Origin of the sequence: Azonexus hydrophilus (genome assembly GCF_038368255.1) — a bacterium.
Classification (GTDB): domain Bacteria; phylum Pseudomonadota; class Gammaproteobacteria; order Burkholderiales; family Rhodocyclaceae; genus Azonexus; species Azonexus hydrophilus.
Genome location: NZ_CP151406.1, coordinates 1,845,017 through 1,864,974, shown reverse-complemented (window position 1 = coordinate 1,864,974; position 19,958 = coordinate 1,845,017). Strand labels below are relative to the sequence as shown.

General features: G+C 62.1%; 21 protein-coding genes and 1 CRISPR repeat array. Of the genes, 12 read left to right on the top strand and 9 right to left on the bottom strand.

All coding sequences use genetic code 11. The features are described 5' to 3' along the window. Nucleotides 1–8 precede the first annotated feature (8 nt). The 3 genes from cas2 (at nt 9) to AADV58_RS08960 (ending at nt 4,919) form a co-directional block, all read left to right on the top strand. On the top strand, nt 9–317 hold the full coding sequence (gene cas2, locus AADV58_RS08970) for a CRISPR-associated endonuclease Cas2 (RefSeq protein ID WP_298393084.1): 309 nt from the start codon (nt 9–11) through the stop codon (nt 315–317). A 62-nt stretch (nt 318–379) separates the two neighbouring features. Further along, nucleotides 380–3,566: a CRISPR direct-repeat array (repeat unit 37 nt; unit sequence GATTGTAGCTTTCCGGGGTGAGAGAGGGAGCTACAAC). A gap of 118 nt (nt 3,567–3,684) precedes the next feature. Then, nucleotides 3,685–4,056: an arsenate reductase gene (locus tag AADV58_RS08965; RefSeq protein WP_341742938.1), complete on the top strand. Its 372-nt coding sequence runs from the start codon at nt 3,685–3,687 to the stop codon at nt 4,054–4,056. Beyond that, entirely contained in the window at nt 4,047–4,919 is an 873-nt protein-coding gene (locus AADV58_RS08960) for an Hsp33 family molecular chaperone HslO (RefSeq protein WP_341742937.1), read from the top strand. The genes AADV58_RS08965 and AADV58_RS08960 overlap by 10 nt, the downstream gene beginning before the upstream one ends. Before the next feature lie 6 nt (nt 4,920–4,925). Here AADV58_RS08960 and AADV58_RS08955 read toward each other — a convergent pair whose 3' ends face one another. Both AADV58_RS08955 and AADV58_RS08950 read right to left on the bottom strand, forming a co-directional pair. Beyond that, nucleotides 4,926–5,429 carry an OmpA family protein gene (locus AADV58_RS08955; protein ID WP_341742936.1) on the bottom strand — a complete coding sequence of 168 codons (504 nt, stop codon included), beginning with the start codon at nt 5,427–5,429 and terminating at the stop codon, nt 4,926–4,928. Between the two features lies 1 nt (nt 5,430). Then, nucleotides 5,431–5,937: a MarR family winged helix-turn-helix transcriptional regulator gene (locus tag AADV58_RS08950; RefSeq protein ID WP_281981264.1), complete on the bottom strand. Its 507-nt coding sequence runs from the start codon at nt 5,935–5,937 to the stop codon at nt 5,431–5,433. A gap of 301 nt (nt 5,938–6,238) precedes the next feature. On the opposite strand from AADV58_RS08950, the gene AADV58_RS08945 reads away from it, so the two are divergent. Next, the gene (locus tag AADV58_RS08945; protein WP_341742935.1) at nt 6,239–7,039 is read left to right on the top strand and encodes a 4-hydroxy-tetrahydrodipicolinate reductase; all 801 of its coding nucleotides are present in this window, start codon (nt 6,239–6,241) and stop codon (nt 7,037–7,039) included. On the opposite strand, the gene AADV58_RS08940 is transcribed toward AADV58_RS08945, so the two are convergent. Both AADV58_RS08940 and rimO read right to left on the bottom strand, forming a co-directional pair. Then, nucleotides 6,978–8,393 (bottom strand): FAD-binding oxidoreductase, encoded by a 1,416-nt coding sequence (locus AADV58_RS08940; RefSeq protein WP_341742934.1) that lies wholly within the window; start codon nt 8,391–8,393, stop codon nt 6,978–6,980. The genes AADV58_RS08945 and AADV58_RS08940 overlap by 62 nt on opposite strands. Then, entirely contained in the window at nt 8,368–9,690 is a 1,323-nt protein-coding gene (rimO, locus tag AADV58_RS08935) for a 30S ribosomal protein S12 methylthiotransferase RimO (RefSeq protein WP_298393072.1), read from the bottom strand. The genes AADV58_RS08940 and rimO overlap by 26 nt, the downstream gene beginning before the upstream one ends. A gap of 137 nt (nt 9,691–9,827) precedes the next feature. On the opposite strand from rimO, the gene AADV58_RS08930 reads away from it, so the two are divergent. After that, on the top strand, nt 9,828–10,346 hold the full coding sequence (locus tag AADV58_RS08930; RefSeq protein WP_341742933.1) for a DUF2478 domain-containing protein: 519 nt from the start codon (nt 9,828–9,830) through the stop codon (nt 10,344–10,346). Nucleotides 10,347–10,360: 14 nt separating this feature from the next. Here AADV58_RS08930 and AADV58_RS08925 read toward each other — a convergent pair whose 3' ends face one another. Further along, nucleotides 10,361–10,789: a TOBE domain-containing protein gene (locus AADV58_RS08925; RefSeq protein WP_341742932.1), complete on the bottom strand. Its 429-nt coding sequence runs from the start codon at nt 10,787–10,789 to the stop codon at nt 10,361–10,363. 176 nt (nt 10,790–10,965) lie between these two features. Here AADV58_RS08925 and AADV58_RS08920 point away from each other — a divergent pair, with 176 nt between their 5' ends. Genes AADV58_RS08920 through modC form a run of 4 tightly spaced genes read left to right on the top strand, consistent with a single transcriptional unit; the run spans nt 10,966 to nt 14,316 of the window. Next, nucleotides 10,966–11,784 (top strand): TOBE domain-containing protein, encoded by an 819-nt coding sequence (locus AADV58_RS08920; protein ID WP_341742931.1) that lies wholly within the window; start codon nt 10,966–10,968, stop codon nt 11,782–11,784. A gap of 22 nt (nt 11,785–11,806) precedes the next feature. Beyond that, a complete protein-coding gene (gene modA, locus AADV58_RS08915; protein ID WP_341742930.1) occupies nt 11,807–12,553 on the top strand; it encodes a molybdate ABC transporter substrate-binding protein in 747 nt (248 codons plus the stop codon). Nucleotides 12,554–12,566: 13 nt separating this feature from the next. Then, entirely contained in the window at nt 12,567–13,244 is a 678-nt protein-coding gene (gene modB / locus AADV58_RS08910) for a molybdate ABC transporter permease subunit (RefSeq protein ID WP_341742929.1), read from the top strand. Nucleotide 13,245: 1 nt separating this feature from the next. Continuing rightward, nucleotides 13,246–14,316, top strand: a complete 1,071-nt coding sequence (gene modC / locus AADV58_RS08905) for a molybdenum ABC transporter ATP-binding protein (RefSeq protein WP_341742928.1) — start codon at nt 13,246–13,248, stop codon at nt 14,314–14,316. Nucleotides 14,317–14,323: 7 nt separating this feature from the next. Here modC and AADV58_RS08900 read toward each other — a convergent pair whose 3' ends face one another. After that, nucleotides 14,324–14,734 (bottom strand): helix-turn-helix domain-containing protein, encoded by a 411-nt coding sequence (locus tag AADV58_RS08900; RefSeq protein ID WP_341742927.1) that lies wholly within the window; start codon nt 14,732–14,734, stop codon nt 14,324–14,326. 90 nt (nt 14,735–14,824) lie between these two features. On the opposite strand from AADV58_RS08900, the gene AADV58_RS08895 reads away from it, so the two are divergent. After that, nucleotides 14,825–15,682 (top strand): SDR family oxidoreductase, encoded by an 858-nt coding sequence (locus tag AADV58_RS08895; protein ID WP_341742926.1) that lies wholly within the window; start codon nt 14,825–14,827, stop codon nt 15,680–15,682. A gap of 62 nt (nt 15,683–15,744) precedes the next feature. Continuing rightward, nucleotides 15,745–16,137, top strand: a complete 393-nt coding sequence (locus AADV58_RS08890) for a hypothetical protein (protein ID WP_341742925.1) — start codon at nt 15,745–15,747, stop codon at nt 16,135–16,137. A 5-nt stretch (nt 16,138–16,142) separates the two neighbouring features. Here the strand turns inward: AADV58_RS08890 and AADV58_RS08885 are convergent, their stop codons facing one another. After that, a complete protein-coding gene (locus AADV58_RS08885; RefSeq protein ID WP_341742924.1) occupies nt 16,143–16,814 on the bottom strand; it encodes an SIMPL domain-containing protein in 672 nt (223 codons plus the stop codon). Between the two features lie 150 nt (nt 16,815–16,964). Between AADV58_RS08885 and AADV58_RS08880 the strand changes: the two genes are divergently transcribed. Further along, nucleotides 16,965–17,927, top strand: coding sequence for a hypothetical protein (locus AADV58_RS08880; protein WP_281981233.1), 963 nt, complete (start codon nt 16,965–16,967; stop codon nt 17,925–17,927). A 7-nt stretch (nt 17,928–17,934) separates the two neighbouring features. On the opposite strand, the gene AADV58_RS08875 is transcribed toward AADV58_RS08880, so the two are convergent. Beyond that, nucleotides 17,935–18,873 (bottom strand): diguanylate cyclase, encoded by a 939-nt coding sequence (locus tag AADV58_RS08875; RefSeq protein ID WP_341742923.1) that lies wholly within the window; start codon nt 18,871–18,873, stop codon nt 17,935–17,937. Between the two features lie 77 nt (nt 18,874–18,950). Continuing rightward, the gene (locus tag AADV58_RS08870; protein WP_028995746.1) at nt 18,951–19,958 is read right to left on the bottom strand and encodes an NAD-dependent epimerase; all 1,008 of its coding nucleotides are present in this window, start codon (nt 19,956–19,958) and stop codon (nt 18,951–18,953) included.

Here is a 19,958-nt window from a genome sequence, read left to right as displayed (position 1 = left end):
GACGCTTCATGCGACTCATCGTCTTCTTCGATCTGCCCATGGTCACCAAGACCGAAAAACGCGCCTACGTCCAGTTTCGCCGTTTCCTGCTCAATGATGGCTACGACATGATCCAGTGGTCCGTCTACGCCCGCTTGCTGAACGGCAACGACGACCACGAAAAACACCTCAAACGCCTGATCGACAGCCTCCCGCCCGCCGGCTCCATTCGCTGCATGACCGTTACGGAAAAGCAGTTCGCCGGCATTCGTCTGCTGGTCGGCATGCCACTTTTTCAGGAAAAAAAGGTTCCGGCGAACCAGATGTTGTTGTTCTGATCCCTTATTTGCAAAAAAAACTCCCCGCCCAGCTAGGCCGGGCGGGGAATTTGGTTGCGTCAGATTGTAGCTTTCCGGGGTGAGAGAGGGAGCTACAACCAAACATGGTAACACAATTCCAAACCGGCAAGATTGTAGCTTTCCGGGGTGAGAGAGGGAGCTACAACCACCGACACCGCGGACCTCCAGGAATTCCTGATTGTAGCTTTCCGGGGTGAGAGAGGGAGCTACAACCGATAAACCTGCGCCAGAATAGCGAGGTCTGATTGTAGCTTTCCGGGGTGAGAGAGGGAGCTACAACAAAGCGCATCATCAGGTCCACCAGGCGGTGGATTGTAGCTTTCCGGGGTGAGAGAGGGAGCTACAACCGAGGTGATCGAGACCTTCCTTGCAATGCTGATTGTAGCTTTCCGGGGTGAGAGAGGGAGCTACAACACCGACGATTGATGACTTCGGTGATGAGCAGATTGTAGCTTTCCGGGGTGAGAGAGGGAGCTACAACACAAGCTGCGCTACGAGTTTCTGCGGTCAGGATTGTAGCTTTCCGGGGTGAGAGAGGGAGCTACAACTTATTGGTGTTTTTAGAAAACGATCAACTGGATTGTAGCTTTCCGGGGTGAGAGAGGGAGCTACAACAGCTGCTGTTGTCGAGTCGCTGCTTGTCGGGATTGTAGCTTTCCGGGGTGAGAGAGGGAGCTACAACTGGCGGCGCGGTCGGTCATGCTGCGTCTCCGATTGTAGCTTTCCGGGGTGAGAGAGGGAGCTACAACCAGCAGTGCGCGATGCCTTACGCGGGCAATGATTGTAGCTTTCCGGGGTGAGAGAGGGAGCTACAACTGATTCGCCGCGACCAGCTGCGCGTCGCGCGATTGTAGCTTTCCGGGGTGAGAGAGGGAGCTACAACCGAGAAGTGTGCAGATGTGGCACACGGGCTGATTGTAGCTTTCCGGGGTGAGAGAGGGAGCTACAACACCTGGCTGACCGCACCAGCAGCCTGTGGGGATTGTAGCTTTCCGGGGTGAGAGAGGGAGCTACAACATCGCACCTGCTCGGCTGATCCGAAGTGGGGATTGTAGCTTTCCGGGGTGAGAGAGGGAGCTACAACGACCCGACGCACTGGAAGCCGTTGCCGAATGATTGTAGCTTTCCGGGGTGAGAGAGGGAGCTACAACATCATGGCCGGCTTGTTTGCCGCCCAGCCGGATTGTAGCTTTCCGGGGTGAGAGAGGGAGCTACAACGCAAGCCGGCAAGCAAGGATTTGAAAGCAGGATTGTAGCTTTCCGGGGTGAGAGAGGGAGCTACAACGCCCGGTCTGCGCAGCAGATTCCCTTTTTTGATTGTAGCTTTCCGGGGTGAGAGAGGGAGCTACAACTTGTCGAGCAGGGTGACGAGCCAGCGCCGCGATTGTAGCTTTCCGGGGTGAGAGAGGGAGCTACAACTTCCGACACGAATGAGGTTTTCCAGCAGGCGATTGTAGCTTTCCGGGGTGAGAGAGGGAGCTACAACCACGCGGCGCGTATTACCTCGATCAGGTCGGATTGTAGCTTTCCGGGGTGAGAGAGGGAGCTACAACTTGGCGGCTGTAACGATGGCCGTCATCGAGGATTGTAGCTTTCCGGGGTGAGAGAGGGAGCTACAACGGTGCTCCGGAAACATCGGGATGATGGTCTGATTGTAGCTTTCCGGGGTGAGAGAGGGAGCTACAACACCGTTGAGCACGCTGACAACAGCAGCATCGATTGTAGCTTTCCGGGGTGAGAGAGGGAGCTACAACAAACATTACGACGGGGTTCGCTCCCGTAGCGATTGTAGCTTTCCGGGGTGAGAGAGGGAGCTACAACAAGATTTGTTGAATTACAGTGTTCGTGCCTGATTGTAGCTTTCCGGGGTGAGAGAGGGAGCTACAACCCACGCGCGACTGTCACGACTTGATCATGAGATTGTAGCTTTCCGGGGTGAGAGAGGGAGCTACAACTCTGAACGGCGCGGCGGTCTTCTTCCGTGCGATTGTAGCTTTCCGGGGTGAGAGAGGGAGCTACAACACCGCCGTTAATCATCCGAATGACCATAGCGATTGTAGCTTTCCGGGGTGAGAGAGGGAGCTACAACGTTGGGCACTTCGTGACAGCGCATGCGCGAGATTGTAGCTTTCCGGGGTGAGAGAGGGAGCTACAACCAACTGGAGCTTGGTCGAGACGACCGACTCGATTGTAGCTTTCCGGGGTGAGAGAGGGAGCTACAACTTGGAAAAGCGCCGGCCTCTAGCTGAGCAGGATTGTAGCTTTCCGGGGTGAGAGAGGGAGCTACAACTATAAACGGTATCGTTGAGATCGTCGAAGCGATTGTAGCTTTCCGGGGTGAGAGAGGGAGCTACAACAAGGTGGTTCGCTTGGGTGGGTCTTCGACAGATTGTAGCTTTCCGGGGTGAGAGAGGGAGCTACAACCCTGGTCGAAATCATGCAAACAGTGGCCCAGATTGTAGCTTTCCGGGGTGAGAGAGGGAGCTACAACATATAAACTTTGGTATCCTGAACCCGTGACGATTGTAGCTTTCCGGGGTGAGAGAGGGAGCTACAACTGCCGCGAGCCGCTGCCCAGCCGCGTAGCTGATTGTAGCTTTCCGGGGTGAGAGAGGGAGCTACAACCCAGGTTGCACGCGATCTGCACCAGCAGGCGATTGTAGCTTTCCGGGGTGAGAGAGGGAGCTACAACACGTGCCGAGCATGGCCCCCGTCATTGCCAGATTGTAGCTTTCCGGGGTGAGAGAGGGAGCTACAACGGGGTTTGACGGCGTAAATCGTACCCTTCGGATTGTAGCTTTCCGGGGTGAGAGAGGGAGCTACAACTGCTCGAGCGAGATCCATCGCGAGCTGCACGATTGTAGCTTTCCGGGGTGAGAGAGGGAGCTACAACCCTGGGTGTAAAGCCCCTTGAGCCGGTCGAGATTGTAGCTTTCCGGGGTGAGAGAGGGAGCTACAACGTGCGGTCCAGCGGCAGCGGCACGCTCGCCGATTGTAGCTTTCCGGGGTGAGAGAGGGAGCTACAACGGCATTTCGACATGGCCGCCGGCGAGATCGGATTGTAGCTTTCCGGGGTGAGAGAGGGAGCTACAACCGATCAACGCCATGGTCGTCACCGTCACCGGATTGTAGCTTTCCGGGGTGAGAGAGGGAGCTACAACGCCGGCCTTGACCCAGTTGATGTCGTCGGTGATTGTAGCTTTCCGGCGTGAGAGAGGGAGCTACAACCTAGGAGGGATTGACTAACCCCCTCCTCCGCGGCCTAGAGACTCTCACCACCTAACCGCCTGTTATCATTGCGCCCTGTCGCGGGCATGGCCCGCTTCCCTACACCAGAATCACGGATATGAACAAAGCCACCCCAAGCCAGCCGGTCATGTACGGCATCAAGAACTGCGACACCATGAAGAAAGCCATGACCTGGCTGACGGAGAACGGGATCGCTTACGAATTCGTCGATTACAAGAAGGCCGGCGTGGCCGCAGCGAATTTGCCGGATTGGGCGGCGCGGGCGGGTTGGGAGGTTTTGCTCAACAAGCGCGGCCTGATGTGGAAGAAGCTGAGCGACGCCGAGCGGGCCGATGTGGATGAGGCCAAGGCGCTGGCGTTGATGGCGCAGTATCCGGCGCTGATCAAGCGGCCGGTGCTGGATGTCGGTGATGCCCTGCTGGTCGGCTTTGCGCCGGAAATTTATGCGGAAAAGCTGAAATGCGCGTGAGTACGGTTCGTCGCTTCATTTTTGAGGGGCTGGACATTCGCGGGGCGATTGTTCATCTGGGCGATGCCTGGACACAGATGCAGGCCGGCCGCGATTACCAGCCGACGGTGGCGCAGTTGCTGGGCGAGACGGCGGCGGTGACGGCGCTGATCGCCGCGCAGTTGAAGCAGCCGGGCCGGCTGACGCTGCAGTTGCGCGGCAACGGGCCGATCCAGTTGCTGGTGATGGATTGCAACGAGCAATTGCAGATGCGCGGCATGGCGCGCAGCAACCCGGTGGTGCTACCGGCGCCGGTGCCGGAACTGCTCGGCGCCCACCAGGGCGGGCAATTGCTGATGAGCCTGGATCTGCCGACGGCACGCCAGCCCTACCAGAGCTATGTGCCGATGGTCGGCGACAGCATTGCGCAGATTTTCGAGCATTACCTGGAGCAGTCTGAGCAGCAGCCGTCGCGCCTGTTCACCACGGCCAGCCCGCGCGCGGCCGTGTGCCTGTTCCTGCAGAAACTGCCGCAGGCGGACCAGCACGATGCCGACGGCTGGGATCGCGTCACGCAACTGGCGGCGACGGTGAAGATCAGCGAATTGCTGGACCTGGATGCGGAAACGCTGCTCGGCCGGCTGTTCCACGAGGAAATCGAGGCCCGCGGTATCCGCCTCTACGATCCGCAGACCGTGGTTTATCACTGCCCCGAGGATTGGGACAAGGTGCGCGACATGATCCGCAGCCTGGGCCGCGCCGATGCCGAGACCATTCTGGCCGAGCATGGCGAAATCCTGATCCGCGACGATATCTGCAATCGCGATTACCGCTTCAGCCCGGCCGACGTGGCCGCGCTGTTCGACGGCCAGTCGCTGCACTGAGCGGTTTTATTCGCTGAAGACGAGTTCGACCCGGCGCATCTTGCGCCGGCATTCGGCCGACTTGCAGTTGATCGAAACTTCCTCGCTGCCGACGACCTGACGGCGGATCTGCGTCACCGGAATACGCTGGGCGCGCAAGATCGCCTGCACGGCGTTGATGCGCTGTTCGGCAATCGCCAGGTTGTAGGATGGGCTGCCGAGATGATCGGTATGTCCGACCAGGGTCACCTGCAGGCCGGGGGTTTCCTTGAGACGGGTGGCGTGCCTGAGCAGGCGCTGCCGGCTGGCTTCGTCGACGGTGACGCCGGAGGGCGGGAAGAAGATGCTGTTGTCGGTGTTGATTGCGGCCATGATCTCGGCCTCGCTCGGCTCGCGCGCTTTCTTTTCGCTACTCTGCACCGGTTTGGCGGGCGCGACCTCGGCAGTAGCAGCCTGAGGCGCATCGAAAACCTCCTGGCTGGCACAACCGGCCAGCAGCAAGAAGCTCAGGGAAATTGCCAGATACCGCATTTCAGGGTTTCTCCGTTTTTTCCAGCATGTCGGCAAGCGGCACGCTGGCGTAGTTCTCGTCCTTGCCCGGCAGGTGCCGCAACAATTCATCCAGATTGATCTGCAATGTTCTGAGGACAACCGGCGGAATGGCGGCCAAGGCCTCCGGCAGGATGCCTTCGGCCGGTCCCGGCAAGGCAGCCAGGGCTTCGCGCCCGCGTTTGGCAAGGACCAGGCCGACCCGTCGCTGATCGCGCTGCTGTTTGCGTTTTTCCAGGCATTCGCTGCTGACCAGCTTGTCCACCAGCAGACTGCAGGTCGATTGGTGGATACCCAGGCGCGCCGCCAGTTCGCCGATACCGATTTCAGGCGTGCGCTGCACTTCCTGCAGCACCCACATCTGCGAGCCGGACATGCCGCAGCGCTCTTCGACCAGCCGGAAGTGCTGGCGCATGGAGCCGTAAATCAGACGAAATTGCTGCAGGACATCAAGCGCCGTCTGCCCCGGCGGGGATTCATGCTGTTTCAATATTTTGCTTTCCGACGAAATAATGTTGCGCGATTCACAAGGCTCAATTATATTGCCCAGCAATGGAGTTGTAACTTAGGTCATAACCCCATTCCTTTTCGACGAGGATACTTCAGGGGGGGAAAGCCCCCCATTTTTTTCTTCCTCGTCGCACCAGACCAGGCATCCCATGCTGCGGCAGCCTGGCGAATCAGACAGGGCATATACAAATCGTCGGCACCCGATGGTGACTGGCGTTCCCCCCAGGGTTTCAGCTGATCCATCGCGGTGATGCCCCATTGACAGCAAATAGGGAGAACATATGACCAGAATCGGACTCATTGGTTATGGCAAGGCGGGCCAGGCAGTGGCCAGCGTTTTGCGCGAGGATCCGCGTTTTGAACTGTGCTGGATTGCGCGGCGATCCGGCGCCCCGGCCGAGGATATCGATGTCCCGGTCACCCGACTGGACAAGGACAGCTTTCCCGGCTGGCTCGATACGCACCCGGTCGACGGCATCATCGATTTTTCCGATGCCGCATCCATTCACCTGTACGGCGAAGCGGTGCGCCAGCGCGGCATCATGGTGGTGACCGCCATTTCCGGCTACAGCGAGGAAACGATGGATTACATCCGCAGCCTGGGCCGCGACATCCGCGTGATGTCGTCGCCCAACATCACGCTGGGGATCAATTTCCTGCTGCTGGCGGCAAAAATCCTGCGCCGCATCGCGCCGTTTGCCGATGTCGAGATCGTCGAGCAGCATTTCCGCGACAAGCCGGAAATTTCCGGTACGGCACGGCGCATCGCCGAGGTGCTGGATGTCGAGACCGACCACATCACTTCGCTGCGCCTGGGCGGCATCGTCGGCCGGCACGAGGTCATTTTCGGCTTCCCCTACCAGACAGTAAGGCTGATCCACGATTCGATCCGGCGCGAGGCTTTCGGCACCGGCGCGGCGTTTGCCATCGAGCAACTGGCGCAGTGCGACAAGGGTTTCTACACGCTGGACAACCTGCTGCTGCGCCTGATCCGCGACGAACTGCAGAACGAGGAAACGCTCAACGCGGCCCTGGCAGCTTCCCGGGATTCATCAAGCCGCGCGGATCGAGTGCTGTCCTGATCGTCTGCATCAGGTCGATTTCGGTCGCCGACTTGTAGCGCAGGATTTCCTCGCGCTTCAACTGGCCGATGCCATGTTCGGCGGAGATCGAGCCGTTCAGGGCATGGACCGTATCGTGGACGATGCGATTGACCTCGGCCTGGCAGGCGAGGAACAGCGCGTTGTCCTGGGCATCCGGCTTGGACAGGTTGTAATGCAGGTTGCCGTCACCGACATGGCCGAAGGCGACCACGCGGATGCCGGGAAACGCCGCGGCCAGCGCGGCATCGGCGCGGGCCAGGAATTCGGGAATGCGTGACACCGGCACGGCGATGTCGTGTTTGATGCTGACGCCTTCGATCTTCTGCGCTTCGGAAATGTTCTCGCGCAGCGCCCACAGCTTTTTCGCCTGGGCGGCACTGGCGGCGAGCACGCCGTCGCTGACCGAGCCATCGGCCAGACGCTCGCCCAGCCAGTATTCGACCGCTGCCGGCTCGGCATCGGCAAACTCGGCCAGCAGATACCACGGGCTGGACGCCGTCGGCCGGCTGGCCCCGGGGATGTGTTGTTGCACCAGCGCCAGCGAGGGCTCCGAAACCAGCTCGAAAGCCGTCAGTTGCGCATCGAACCTGCTTTTGGCCTGATTCAGCAATTCGACCGCCGCTGCAGGCGAGGCGATGTTCAGCCAGCAGGTGGTCAGCGTTTTCGGTAGCGGGTAGAGCTTGAGCACGGCGGCGGTGATGATGCCCAGCGTGCCTTCGGCGCCGATGAACAGGTGCTTGAGGTCGTAGCCGGTGTTGTCCTTGCGCAGTCCGCGCAGGCCGTCCCAGACCTCGCCACTGGGCAGCACGACCTGCAGGCCGAGCGTCAGTTCGCGCGTGTTGCCGTAGCGCAGCACCTGGACGCCACCGGCATTGGTCGACAGGTTGCCGCCGATCTGGCAAGTGCCCTCAGACGCCAGCGCCAGCGGAAACAGCCGGTCAGCCGCCTGCGCGGCTTCCTGGATCGCGGCCAGCTGGCAACCCGCTTCGACGGTGATCGTGTTGTTCTGCGCATCGAGCGCCAGGATGCGGTTCATGCGCCCGAGGCTGACGACCACCGCCCTGCCCGTCGCATCCGGCGTCGCCGCACCGCACAGGCTGGTATTACCGCCCTGCGGCACAATCGGCACGCCGGCCTCGACGCAGGCGCGAACGACGGCAGCCACTTCCCCGGTATTGCCGGGGCGGACGACGCATTGCGCCGCCCCACGATAACGGCCGCGCCAGTCGCTCAGGAAAGGCGCGGTGTCGGCCGCATCGACGAGGACGTTGGCCGCCCCGACGATGTCGGCCAGTTGCCCAGCCAGGTCAGACAACTTCGGCGTAGAGGTCATGGTGGTCGGCGTCGATGACGCGGACCTTGAGGAAGTCACCGGGCTGTGCATCGAAATGGCCGTCGAGGTAAACCACCCCGTCGATTTCCGGCGCGTCAGCCTTGGAACGGGCGATGGTGCCTTCTTCATCGACTTCGTCGACCAGTACCTCGATCACCGTGTCGATCTTGGCCGCCAGCTTGTCGGCCGAGATGTCTTCCTGGACACGCATCAGCCAGCTGCGGCGGTCTTCACGCACGCTTTCCGGCGGCAGGCCGGGAATCTCGTTGGCGGTGGCGCCCTCGACCGGCGAGTAGGCAAAGCAGCCGACGCGGTCGAGCTTGGCGTCTTCGAGGAACTGGATCAGTTGATCGAAATCCTCGTCGGTTTCACCGGGGAAACCGGTGATGAAGGTCGAGCGGATGACGATTTCCGGACAGATTTCGCGCCACTTGGCGATGCGTTCCAGCGTGTTCTCGGCCGAGGCCGGACGCTTCATCGCCTTGAGGATCTTCGGGCTGGCGTGCTGGAAGGGAACGTCGAGGTAAGGCAGGATCTTGCCCTCGGCCATCAGCGGGATGACGTCGTCGACCGACGGGTACGGGTAGACGTAGTGCAGGCGAACCCAGATGCCGAAGGACGACAACGCGTCGCACAGTTCCTTCAAGCGGCTCTTCACCGGCTTGCCGCCCCAGAAGCTGGTACGGTACTTGAGGTCGACGCCGTAGGCGCTGGTATCCTGCGAGATGACGAGGATTTCCTTGACCCCGGCGCGGGCCAGGTTCTCGGCTTCGGCGAGTACGTCGCCGACCGGGCGCGAGACCAGCGGGCCGCGCAGCGAGGGAATGATGCAGAAGGTGCAGCTGTGGTTGCAGCCTTCGGAAATCTTCAGGTAGGCGTAGTGCTCCGGCGTCAGGCGGATGCCCTGCGGCGGCACCAGGTCGGAATACGGATCGTGCGGCTTGGGCAGGTGCTGGTGCACGTGGCCCATCACTTCTTCCATCGCGTGCGGGCCGGTGACGGCGAGCACCGACGGGTGCGTGCTCTGCACGATGTCGCCCTTGGCGCCGAGGCAGCCGGTGACGATCACCTTGCCGTTCTCGTTCAAGGCCTCGCCGATGGCGTCGAGCGATTCCTCGACGGCGGCGTCGATGAAGCCGCAGGTATTGACGATGACCAGGTCGGAATCGTCGTAGCTGGGCGAAATTTCGTAGCCTTCGGCGCGCAGGCGGGTGAGGATGAGTTCGGCGTCGGAGCCGGCTTTCGGGCAGCCCAGGCTGACAAAGCCGACGGTGGGCACTTTCGGTGATGAGGTCATGCGGTTTTCCAGGATTTCCGGCGCGGCCGGCGAGCAAAGCGCGTATTTTACGCGGGGAAGCGCACAGACTGCCGAATTCGCGAAAAGTGCCCGGCCCGCTTTGTGCAATCCGCCACAAACCGCCTAAAATCCGCTCCATGCCCCTGACCCCTGCTCCGGCCATCGCCGCCATCGTCCCGCCGCCCGGCACCCGTGTTGATGCCATGCTGCGCGAGTTCATCGCCGACCTGCAGGCGCGCGGCCTGCGCGTACGCGGCCTGGTCCAGGAAGCCTGTCCGGAATCCTGGGGCTGCAAGTTCAGCCTGAGCGATATCGAAACCGGCCAGCGCTACCCGATCTCGCAGAACCTCGGCAGCCAGTCCACCGCCTGCTCGCTCGACGCCGCCGGCATTGCCGACGCCACCCAGGTGATGCGCCGGATCGCCGCCGAAGGCGCCGACCTCGCCGTCTTCAACCGCTTTTCCGGGCTGGAAGCGGACGGCGAAGGCTTCGCCGACGAAATGCTGCAGGTCATGAGCCAGGGCATCCCGGTCATCACCGTCGTCCAGGCCCCCAACCTGCCCGCCTGGCGCCACTTCACCGGCGGCATGGCGTGCGAGCTCGGCGCGACAATCGACGAACTGGAGCGCTGGCTCAGCAGCATCGGCGCCCGCTAGACCGTTACCGCCCTTCAGGCCGGCACGCCAAGAATGACGTGGCTGGCCTTGATCAGCGCGGTCGCCGGTTCGCTGAGCTTGAGCCCGAGTTCGAGCACGGCCTCGTTGGTAACCACTGAATGGACCACGCTGCCACCGGCCAGGGTGATGGCGACTTCCGTATTCACCGCCCCCTTGGTCAGCGCGCTGACCTTGCCCGACAGCTGGTTACGCGCCGAGAAATGCACGTCGGGCTGGCCGGACAACAGCATCACCCACGGCGCCTTGACGTAGGCGACGGCCTCCCCGCCCACGGCCAGACCCAGTGATTTGACGCTGGTCTCTGTCACGATTGCGACAATCCTGTCGCCTCCCGGCAGGGTGAGTTCGACTTCGGCATTGACGACGCCGTCGGTGAGGGCAGTGATCTTTCCCTTGAAAACATTGCGTGCGCTGACATTCATGGCGTTCTCCTGGTGGCTGACTCGGGCTGGCCCGTTTTTCGCTATATACGAAACAAACAGCGAGCGATTGGCGGCTTGCCGACAATCTAAGCTTTAATGCGATATAGCATCAACCATAGCGCCAGCAGAATTTTCCGGTAAACTCGATTTCGTTATATACGCAAGGAAACAACCAAATGAATCAAGCCGCTCCCCGCCTGCGCAGCAAGCTCGAATTCGACGGCCCGTTCGGCAATTTCCTGGGCGACACGCGCATCCGGCTGCTCGAAGCCATCGACGAACACGGCTCGATCTCGCAGGCAGCAAAAGCCGTGCCGTTATCGTACAAGGCGGCCTGGGACGCGGTCGATGCGATGAACAACCTGGCCGACCAGCCGCTGGTGCTGCGCTCGACCGGCGGCAAGCACGGTGGCGGCACGCTGCTGACTGATTACGGACGCAAGGTAATCGCCCTCTACCGGGCGCTCGAGGCCGAATACCAGGCGGCACTCGACCGCCTGACGGCGAGCATGAACGACGGCCAGGCCAGCGATTTCCAGCAATTCAGTCAGTTGCTCAAACGCATGTCGATGAAGACCAGCGCCCGCAACCAGTTTGCCGGGCGCATCGTCGGCCTGCGCGAGGGCCATGTCGATTACGAGGTGCGCATCAAGCTCGACGACGAGAACGAACTGGTCGCGGTGATCACCGGTGAATCGGCGGAAAACCTCGGCCTGAGCATCGGTATGGAGATCAACGCGCTGGTCAAATCCTCGTCGGTGCTACTGCTCAACGACCCCGCCGTCAAAACCACGGCACGCAACCACCTGTGGGGCGAAATTACCCGCATCCACGAAGGGCCGGTGAATTCCGAAGTCACGCTGGCCATGAAGACGGGCAAATCGGTGTGCGCCGTGGTTACCCACGACAGCGTCGACAAGCTCGGCCTCGCTGTCGGCGGACAGGCCTGCGCCGTGTTCAAGGCTTCGTCCGTCATCCTTTGCAAGTACGCCTGAAACCCAACCCAGGAGATCTCTCATGAAGCACCTGTCTGCTCTCTTCACCGCCCTCCTCGCCGCCACCGGTGTTCACGCTGGCGAGGTCCAGGTCGCCGTCGCCGCCAACTTCACCGAGCCGGCCAAGCAGATTGCCGCCGAATTCACCCGGGACACCGGCCACCTGGCCAAACTATCCTTCGGCTCGACCGGCAAGTTCTACACCCAGATCACCAACGGCGCGCCGTTCGAGATGCTGCTCGCCGCCGACGACTCGACGCCCGCCAGACTTGAGCGGGAAGGCCATGCCGTCAACGGCAGCCGTTTCACCTATGCCGTCGGGACGCTGGTCCTGTGGTCGTCGAAAGCCACTTTCGTCGATGCCGGAGGCGAAGTCCTTAAGTCCGGCCGATTCAACAAGCTGTCGATTGCCAACCCCAAAACCGCGCCCTACGGCGCCGCTGCGGTCGAAACGCTGAAGAAACTGAACCTGCTCGAAGCGGTGCAGCCCAAGTTCGTCCAGGGCGAGAACATCTCCCAGACGCTGCAATTCGTCTCCACCGGCAATGCCGACCTGGGCTTTGTCGCCCTGTCGCAGGTTTTCCAGGATGGCAGAATCACCGGCGGCTCCGCCTGGATCGTACCGGCCGAAATGCATGACCCCATCCTCCAGGATGCCGTGATCTTCAAGCGCGGCGAGAGCAACCCCGCCGCCAGCGCCCTGCAGGCCTATCTCAAGGGCGACAAGGCACGCGCCATCATCCGGCGCTTCGGCTACGCAATCCGCTAGACTTCTTCCCATCATGCTGACCGATACCGACCTCCAGGCCATCTGGCTGACCGTCCGCCTGGCTGCAATCACCACCGTCATCCTGTTCATCATCGGCACGCCGATCGCCTGGTGGCTGGCGCGCACGCGTTCGTGGTGGAAAGGGCCGTGCGGCGCCGTCGTCGCCCTGCCGCTGGTCTTGCCGCCGTCGGTACTCGGCTTCTACCTGCTGCTGGCGATGGGACCGAACGGGCCGGTCGGCCAGCTGACCCAGTCGCTTGGCTTGGGAACGCTGCCATTCACCTTCTGGGGCCTGGTCGTAGCGTCGGTCTTCTACTCCCTGCCGTTCATGGTCCAGCCCTTGCAAAACGCCTTCGAAGCGATTGGCGAACGACCGCTGGAGGTTGCCGCGACGCTGCGCGCCTCGCCGCTCGACACTTTTTTCTCGGTCGTTCTGCCGCTGGCCCGACCGGGTTTCGTCACTGCCGGCATCCTGAGTTTTGCCCATACTGTCGGTGAATTCGGCGTCGTTCTGATGATCGGCGGCAACATCCCCGGCGTCACCCGCGTCGCTTCGGTACAAATCTACGATCACGTCGAAGCGCTGGAGTATGCCGACGCCCACCGCTTGTCGGCGGTGATGCTGGCTTTCTCGTTTGCCGTGCTGCTGGCCATGTACCTGCGCCGCGACAAGCCACGGCGGGAGGCCTGACATGGACGGCATCGAAGTTCGCTGCAAGCTGGCCTGGCCGGGCTTTACCCTGGATGTCGACCTGACGCTGCCGGGCAACGGCGTCACCGCGCTGTTCGGCCATTCCGGCTCGGGCAAGACGACCTTGTTGCGTTGCCTGGCCGGGCTGGAGCGGGCGCAACCGGGGCGCGTGGTGTTCAAGGGCCAGACCTGGCAGGACGAAAAGACCTGGCGACCGACCCACCAGCGGCCAATCGGCTACGTTTTCCAGGAAGCCAGCCTGTTCGCCCACCTGAATGTGCTCGACAACCTGCGCTTCGGCCAGAAACGCAGCGGCAGTTCGGGCCGGGTCAGCCTGGATGCGGCCATCGAACTGCTCGGCATCGGCCACCTCCTTGAGCGCAAGCCCGATGCCTTGTCCGGCGGCGAGCGCCAGCGCGTCGGCATTGCCCGGGCACTGGCCGTCGGCCCGGAAATCCTGCTGATGGACGAACCGCTGGCGGCGCTCGACCTCAAGCGCAAGCAGGAAATCCTGCCCTACCTCGAACGCCTGCACGACGAACTCGAAATTCCGGTCATCTACGTCAGCCACTCGCCCGAGGAAGTCGCCCGCCTGGCCGACCACATCGTCGCCCTCGACGGCGGCCGGGTGATTGCCCACGGCCCGCTGGCCGAAACACTGGCGCGCATCGACCTGCCGATCCGGCTTGGCGAGGATGCGGGCGTCGTCCTTGACGCCTGTGTTGGCGCCATCGATGAGGCATGGCACCTGGCCCGCGTCGATTTCCCCGGTGGCAGCCTGTGGACCCGCGACAACGGCCTGCCGGCCGGCCGCCGCGTACGGGTGCGCGTGCTCGCCCGCGACGTCAGCCTGGCGATTGGCGACACCGGCCCGAGCAGCATCCAGAACTGCCTCGACGGCCGGGTCGAAAGCCTGGCCGCCGACGACCACCCCGGCCTGCTGCTGGTCCGCGTTGCTGTCGGCGACAGCCTGCTGGTCGCCCGACTGACCCGGCGTTCAGCCGATCAACTCGGGATCGCGCCAGGCCTGCCGGTGCGCGTCCAGGTCAAATCCGTCGCCCTGATGGAGTGAGGCGGCGCTAGTCCGCCGGGTTTTCCCGGCTGGCGCGCGCCGCCATGATTTCCGGCAGTTTGAATTCGATCCAGTCGGCCAGCGCCTCGACCTTCTGCGCCAGTTCCTCGCCCAGCAGCGTCAGGCTGTACTCGACGTGCGGCGGCACCACCGGATGCGCGATGCGCGCGACGAAACCGTCGGCTTCCAGCCACTGCAGGGTTTGCGCCAGCATCTTCTCGCTGATCCCGCCGACCTTGCGGCGCAGATCACTGAAACGCTGCGTGCCGTCGCGCAAGGCCACCAGCAGCAGGACGCCCCAGCGGCTGGTGACGTGCTTGAGCACCTCGCGCGACGGACACTGTTCGGCGAAGACGTTGCCGCGCCGCATCAGCTCGGCCAGCGTGGCGGGCGGCTCGGGGGAAATTCGGTCGTTCATTGAGCACTTACCTTTTTGTGCGTACTTACTATTTGTAAGTATAGCCATTATCCTGCGCTTCCCCATCACGAAATGAAGAAAGGAAGTCCCATGATCGTCGTCACCGGCGCTACCGGCCAACTCGGCCAACTCGTCATCGAGCACCTGCTCAAGCGCGTTCCCGCCAGCAAAATCGCCGCTGCGGTGCGCAATCCGGACAAGGCCGGCACTCTGGCGGCGCGCGGCATCACTGTGCGCGAGGCCGATTACGACCGGCCAGAAACGCTGGCCCGCAGCTTCGCCGCCGGCGACAAGGTGTTGCTGATCTCATCCAGCGAAATCGGCCGCCGCCTGCCCCAGCACCAGGCGGTCATCGACGCCGCCCGCCGCGCCAATGTCGGTCTGCTCGCCTACACCAGCCTGCTCCACGCCGATACTTCACCGCTGCCCCTGGCCGCCGAACACAAGGCGACCGAGGCCGCGCTGCGAGCGTCCGGCCTGCCGGTCACGATCTTGCGCAACGGCTGGTATAGCGAGAATTATCTGGCCGGCATCGACGCCATCCTCGCCCACGGTGCCGTACTTGGTTGTGCCGGCGACGGCCGCATCGCCTCGGCCGCACGCAACGACTACGCCGAAGCCGCGGCCGTGGTGATGAGCGGCAGCGGTCACGTCGGCAAGACCTACGAACTGGCCGGCGACCAGGCTTACACGCTCGCCGATCTGGCCGCTGAAATTGCCGCCCAGGCGGGCCAGCCGATTGCCTTCCACAACCTGCCGCAGGCCGAATACCGGGGCATACTGATCAACGCCGGCCTGCCCGAAGGCCTGGCCGACCTGCTCGCCGAATCCGACACCGGCGCGGCTCAGGGCGGTTTGTTCGACGATAGCCGGCAACTGGGCAAGCTGATCGGCCGGCCGACCACCTCGCTGGCCGACTCGGTGCGCAGCGCCCTGGGCAAAAGCTGAGCGGCGATTCCGGGTGCGAAACTTGCATGCGTATGTGATTTCCTGTCTGGTTTACGACACGCATGAAAATCGCCATCGCCACCCGGAATTTCAATGAAGTCAGCGGCCACGCCGGCCAGTGCCGGCAGTGGCTGCTCTATGACCTGTCGCAGCACCGTTCCAGCCAGTTGCTGCCGGCCCCGCAGCTGATCGATCTGGTCAAGGACGAAGTGCTGCATGTCTTCACCGACGACCGGCCGCACCCGCTGGACGGCATCGACATCGCCGTGGTTGCCAGTGCCGGCGACGGTTTCATCCGCCACATGAAGCTGCGCGGCTGCGAGGTACTGGTCACCGGCGAAACCGATCCGGCGGTGGCCATCACCCGTATTCTGGCGGGCGAAGCGCTGTCCGATCCGCGCTTCGACATCACCACCACGCTATGTAAGCTGCGCGACCTGTTCTCGCGCTACTGAGAAACTCAGTCGATCAATTCAATCTGGCCGCTGACACTGGTCGTCAGCAGGCTTTCGCCAGCTTCCAGCGGCGCCGGCATGGCTTCGGCCATCATGACCTTGGCGGCACGGAACACCGGCATGGGCATGGCACCGCCCTGTTGCGAAACCGACAACTGCTTGATCTTCCACTTTTTGCCCAAGGCGCCGGCAATGACCTCGGCGCGGCTCTGGAAGGCCTTGATCGCATCGCGCGTCGCTTCGTCCTCGACCTGACGGCGGGTTTCCGGTGACGGCATCTGGCTGACCTGAGCCACCGCCAGACGACGTTGCTGCAGTTCGCCGAGCAGTTCGGAGACGGCACCCAGATCGCGCGATTCGATGACCAGCTCGCTGCGCATGCGCCAGCTTTCGATCTTCTGGTCGCGACCATAGACCGGGTAGGTCGACTGGTTGCCGGACTTGACCGTCACCCCGGCCTTGCCGCGAATCAGTTGCAGCCCGCCGGCGATCTCCTGATTGACGCGACGCGCCAGATCGGCCGGATTATTGCCCTGGACCTCGCTATAGACGACTGCCCGAACCTGGTCGTTGACTGCCGGTCGCGCCGCTTCGGCGGCCAGATCGACCGTCGTTGCCGCCTGGGCGCCGAGCGCCAGCAAGCCGCTGAGGAAAATTACCGTCTTGATTGCCTTCATGAGTCAGTGCTCCGATTTTTGACATGGGAATCTTATCTGCCGCCGAAGGCCGTCGCCACGGGAAATCCGTAAAAATATGTTTCCCGCACGAAAGTCCTCAGTGGATTTTTGCTTGTATCGGACCCTGCCTTTTGTAATACTTTGACCCCCATGATCAATGTGCTTCAACTCAATCGCGTGCCAAACCAGGAAGATACTCCGGTGGAAGGAGCCCGTCGCGTCATCAACGGCGAAGAGCGCGTCTACTACGACGGTTACTGGATCAAGGCATACAAGGTGCCGGCGGATACGCTGGAAGCCAAAAAGCGCCTGATCGATGCCCTCACCCGCCGCCTGTTCAACCATACCGAACATGGGCTGAACATTCCCGGCACCCGACTGGCCGAGGCGAGAAGCACGTTTGAAGCGGAAACCGACCCGGCGCGCCGGCGCGTCAAGGGCGCCATGCTGGCCGGCGCACTGTTCAACCGCGCCGCCGACATCTTCCGCAAGCTGGTCGAACTGCAGGCCTGCGGCATCGAGATCCTCAGCGACAACCCGTTGATGCGCGAATGCGGTCGTTGCCTGCTCGAAGCCATGGAACTCGGCCGCAACGTGCTGCACCGCAGCGGCGAGGAAGGTATCGACGAACTGTGGGGCGAACCATTCCGTGCCTTCTCGATTCCGCTGGAAGATTTCTACGAGAGCCGCTACATCAAGATCGGTCAGACGATGCGCGACATCGACCTGATCGCCCGCTGCATGATCACCAACCTGGCGCAACTGCCCGCGTTTGCCGGCGCCGAGTCGGCCATCACCGATCTGGCCAATGCCGCCAAGATCAAGACCGAAACGCTGCGTACCGATCCGGATATTTTCGACGTGTGGGCCATCATGGTCACCGCCGGCGAGCGTCTGGACAACCTGACGCCGCATCCGGTCGCCACCGACAGCGAAGCCGTCCGTCACGATACAGCGGAAGGCCTGCAACTGTTCCGTCAGGGACGCGACCTGATTTTCTACATCACCCGCGCCCGTACGCCGATGCCCAAGAGCACCCGCGACTTCGTCTCGCGTTGCGAAGCCTACCGCACCACCGGGCACGCGCCGCTGGCCTTCTTCCGCCAGGACTGATCCTGCCTCAGTTGGCCTCGTGCCGGTTGCGGCCGGATTCCTTGGCCTTGTACAACAGTTCGTCGGCCAGACGGAACATCTGGTTGACCTGACCGCTGGCGGGTGCCATGCACATGGCACCGACCGACACCGTCACCCGACCCCAATCGGCATTCCAGTCGTGACGGATGTTGAGCGCGGCGATCGCCTCGACGATCGCCATCGCAATACCCACGTGCACACCCGGTGCCGCATCGGGAATGATCAGCGAAAACTCTTCACCACCGTAGCGCGCGGCAAACACGCCGGGGGCCATCTGGTCCTGGTTGGCCTGCTCGGCAACTTTTTCGAGGCAGGCAGCGACGGCGCACAGGCACTCGTCGCCGGCTTGGTGACCGTAGTGGTCGTTGAAATTCTTGAAGTTGTCGACATCGACCATCAGCAGGCTGAAGGGCGCGCCCTGCTGAACGGCCATTTCCCACAGGTGATCGACGCGCATGTCCATCGCCCGCCGGTTGAGCAGGCCGGTCAGGCCGTCGCGATTGGCCTGATCCTGCAATTTCCCGTTGGCCAGCGCCAGGCGCGAACGCAGCGCGGCAATCCGGGACATCGCCTTCATCTTGGCCTGCAGCACGCTTTCCGGCGAACTCTTGGAAATGAAGTCATCGCCGCCGGCCTCGATGGCGGTCACCAGATTGGTATCGCTGTCGGTGGCGGTGACGAAGATGATCGGCGTCCAGGCCCAGGGCTCATGCCCTTCCAGCGAACGGATGCGGGTAGTCGTCTCGAAACCGTTCATGCCCGGCATTTCGATATCCATCAGGATGAGATCGAAACGTTCGGCTTGAAACAGGTCAATGGCCGTTTGCCCATTGATCGCATGCTTGACCTCGTGCCCGAAGGATTCGAGGCGAGCGGTCGTGACCATCGCGATGGCGCGCGAATCGTCGACCAGAAGTATTTTCATTGATTGAGCCTGCTACGGATTACAGGTGACAGGATACCTCTTCAAGTGAAGCATGGATAGCACGAAAGTCATACCTGTTAGATTGAGTAATACTTTCGGTACCAATTAACAAAGGTATTTACGCCGTCCTTGATGGCGGTTGCCGGTGCAAATCCAACCCAGTTGTCGAGCAAAGCGGTATCCGCATAGGTTGCCGGCACGTCGCCGGGCTGCATCGGCAGATAGATCTTCTCGGCCGGCTTGCCGATGGCGCTTTCCAGCGCGCCGATGAAATCCATCAGCGGCACTGGATCGCTATTGCCGATGTTGAATACGCGGTACGGGGCATTGCTGGTCGCCGGATCGGCGGTCAGCGGATCGTAGCCCGCATTGACTTCGGCATTGCGGTCCATGGCCCGGATCACCCCTTCGACGATGTCGTCGATATAGGTGAAGTCCCGCTTCATGTCGCCATGGTTGAAGACCTTGATCGGCTCCCCCTTGAGAATGGCACCGGCAAACAGGAAAGGCGCCATGTCCGGCCGGCCCCACGGACCATAGACGGTGAAGAAGCGCAGGCCCGTCGTCGGCAGCCGGTAGAGGTGGCTGTAGGTGTGCGCCATCAACTCGTTGGCCTTCTTGGTCGCTGCATACAGGCTGACCGGGTGGTCAACGCTGTCGTGTTCCGAGAACGGCATTTTGGCGTTGCCGCCGTACACGCTGGAACTCGAGGCATAGACCAGGTGCTGCACGGCGTTGTGGCGGCAGCCTTCCAGGATATTCACGAAGCCGACCAGATTGCTGTCGGCGTAGGCGTGCGGGTTGGTAATGGAGTAGCGCACACCGGCCTGGGCGGCCAGGTGAATGACCTTGTCGAACTTTTCATCGGCGAAGAGTTGGGCAATGACCGGACGGTCGGCGATATCCATCCTGACGAAGCGGAAACCCGGCTTGTCAGCGAGCTGAGCCAGCCGCGCTTCCTTGAGGCTGACTTCGTAGTAGTCGTTGAGGTTGTCGATGCCGACCACCTCGTCTCCGCGTTCCAGAAGGCGCAACGCGGTGTGCATGCCGATGAAACCGGCAGCGCCGGTGACGAGGATTTTCAT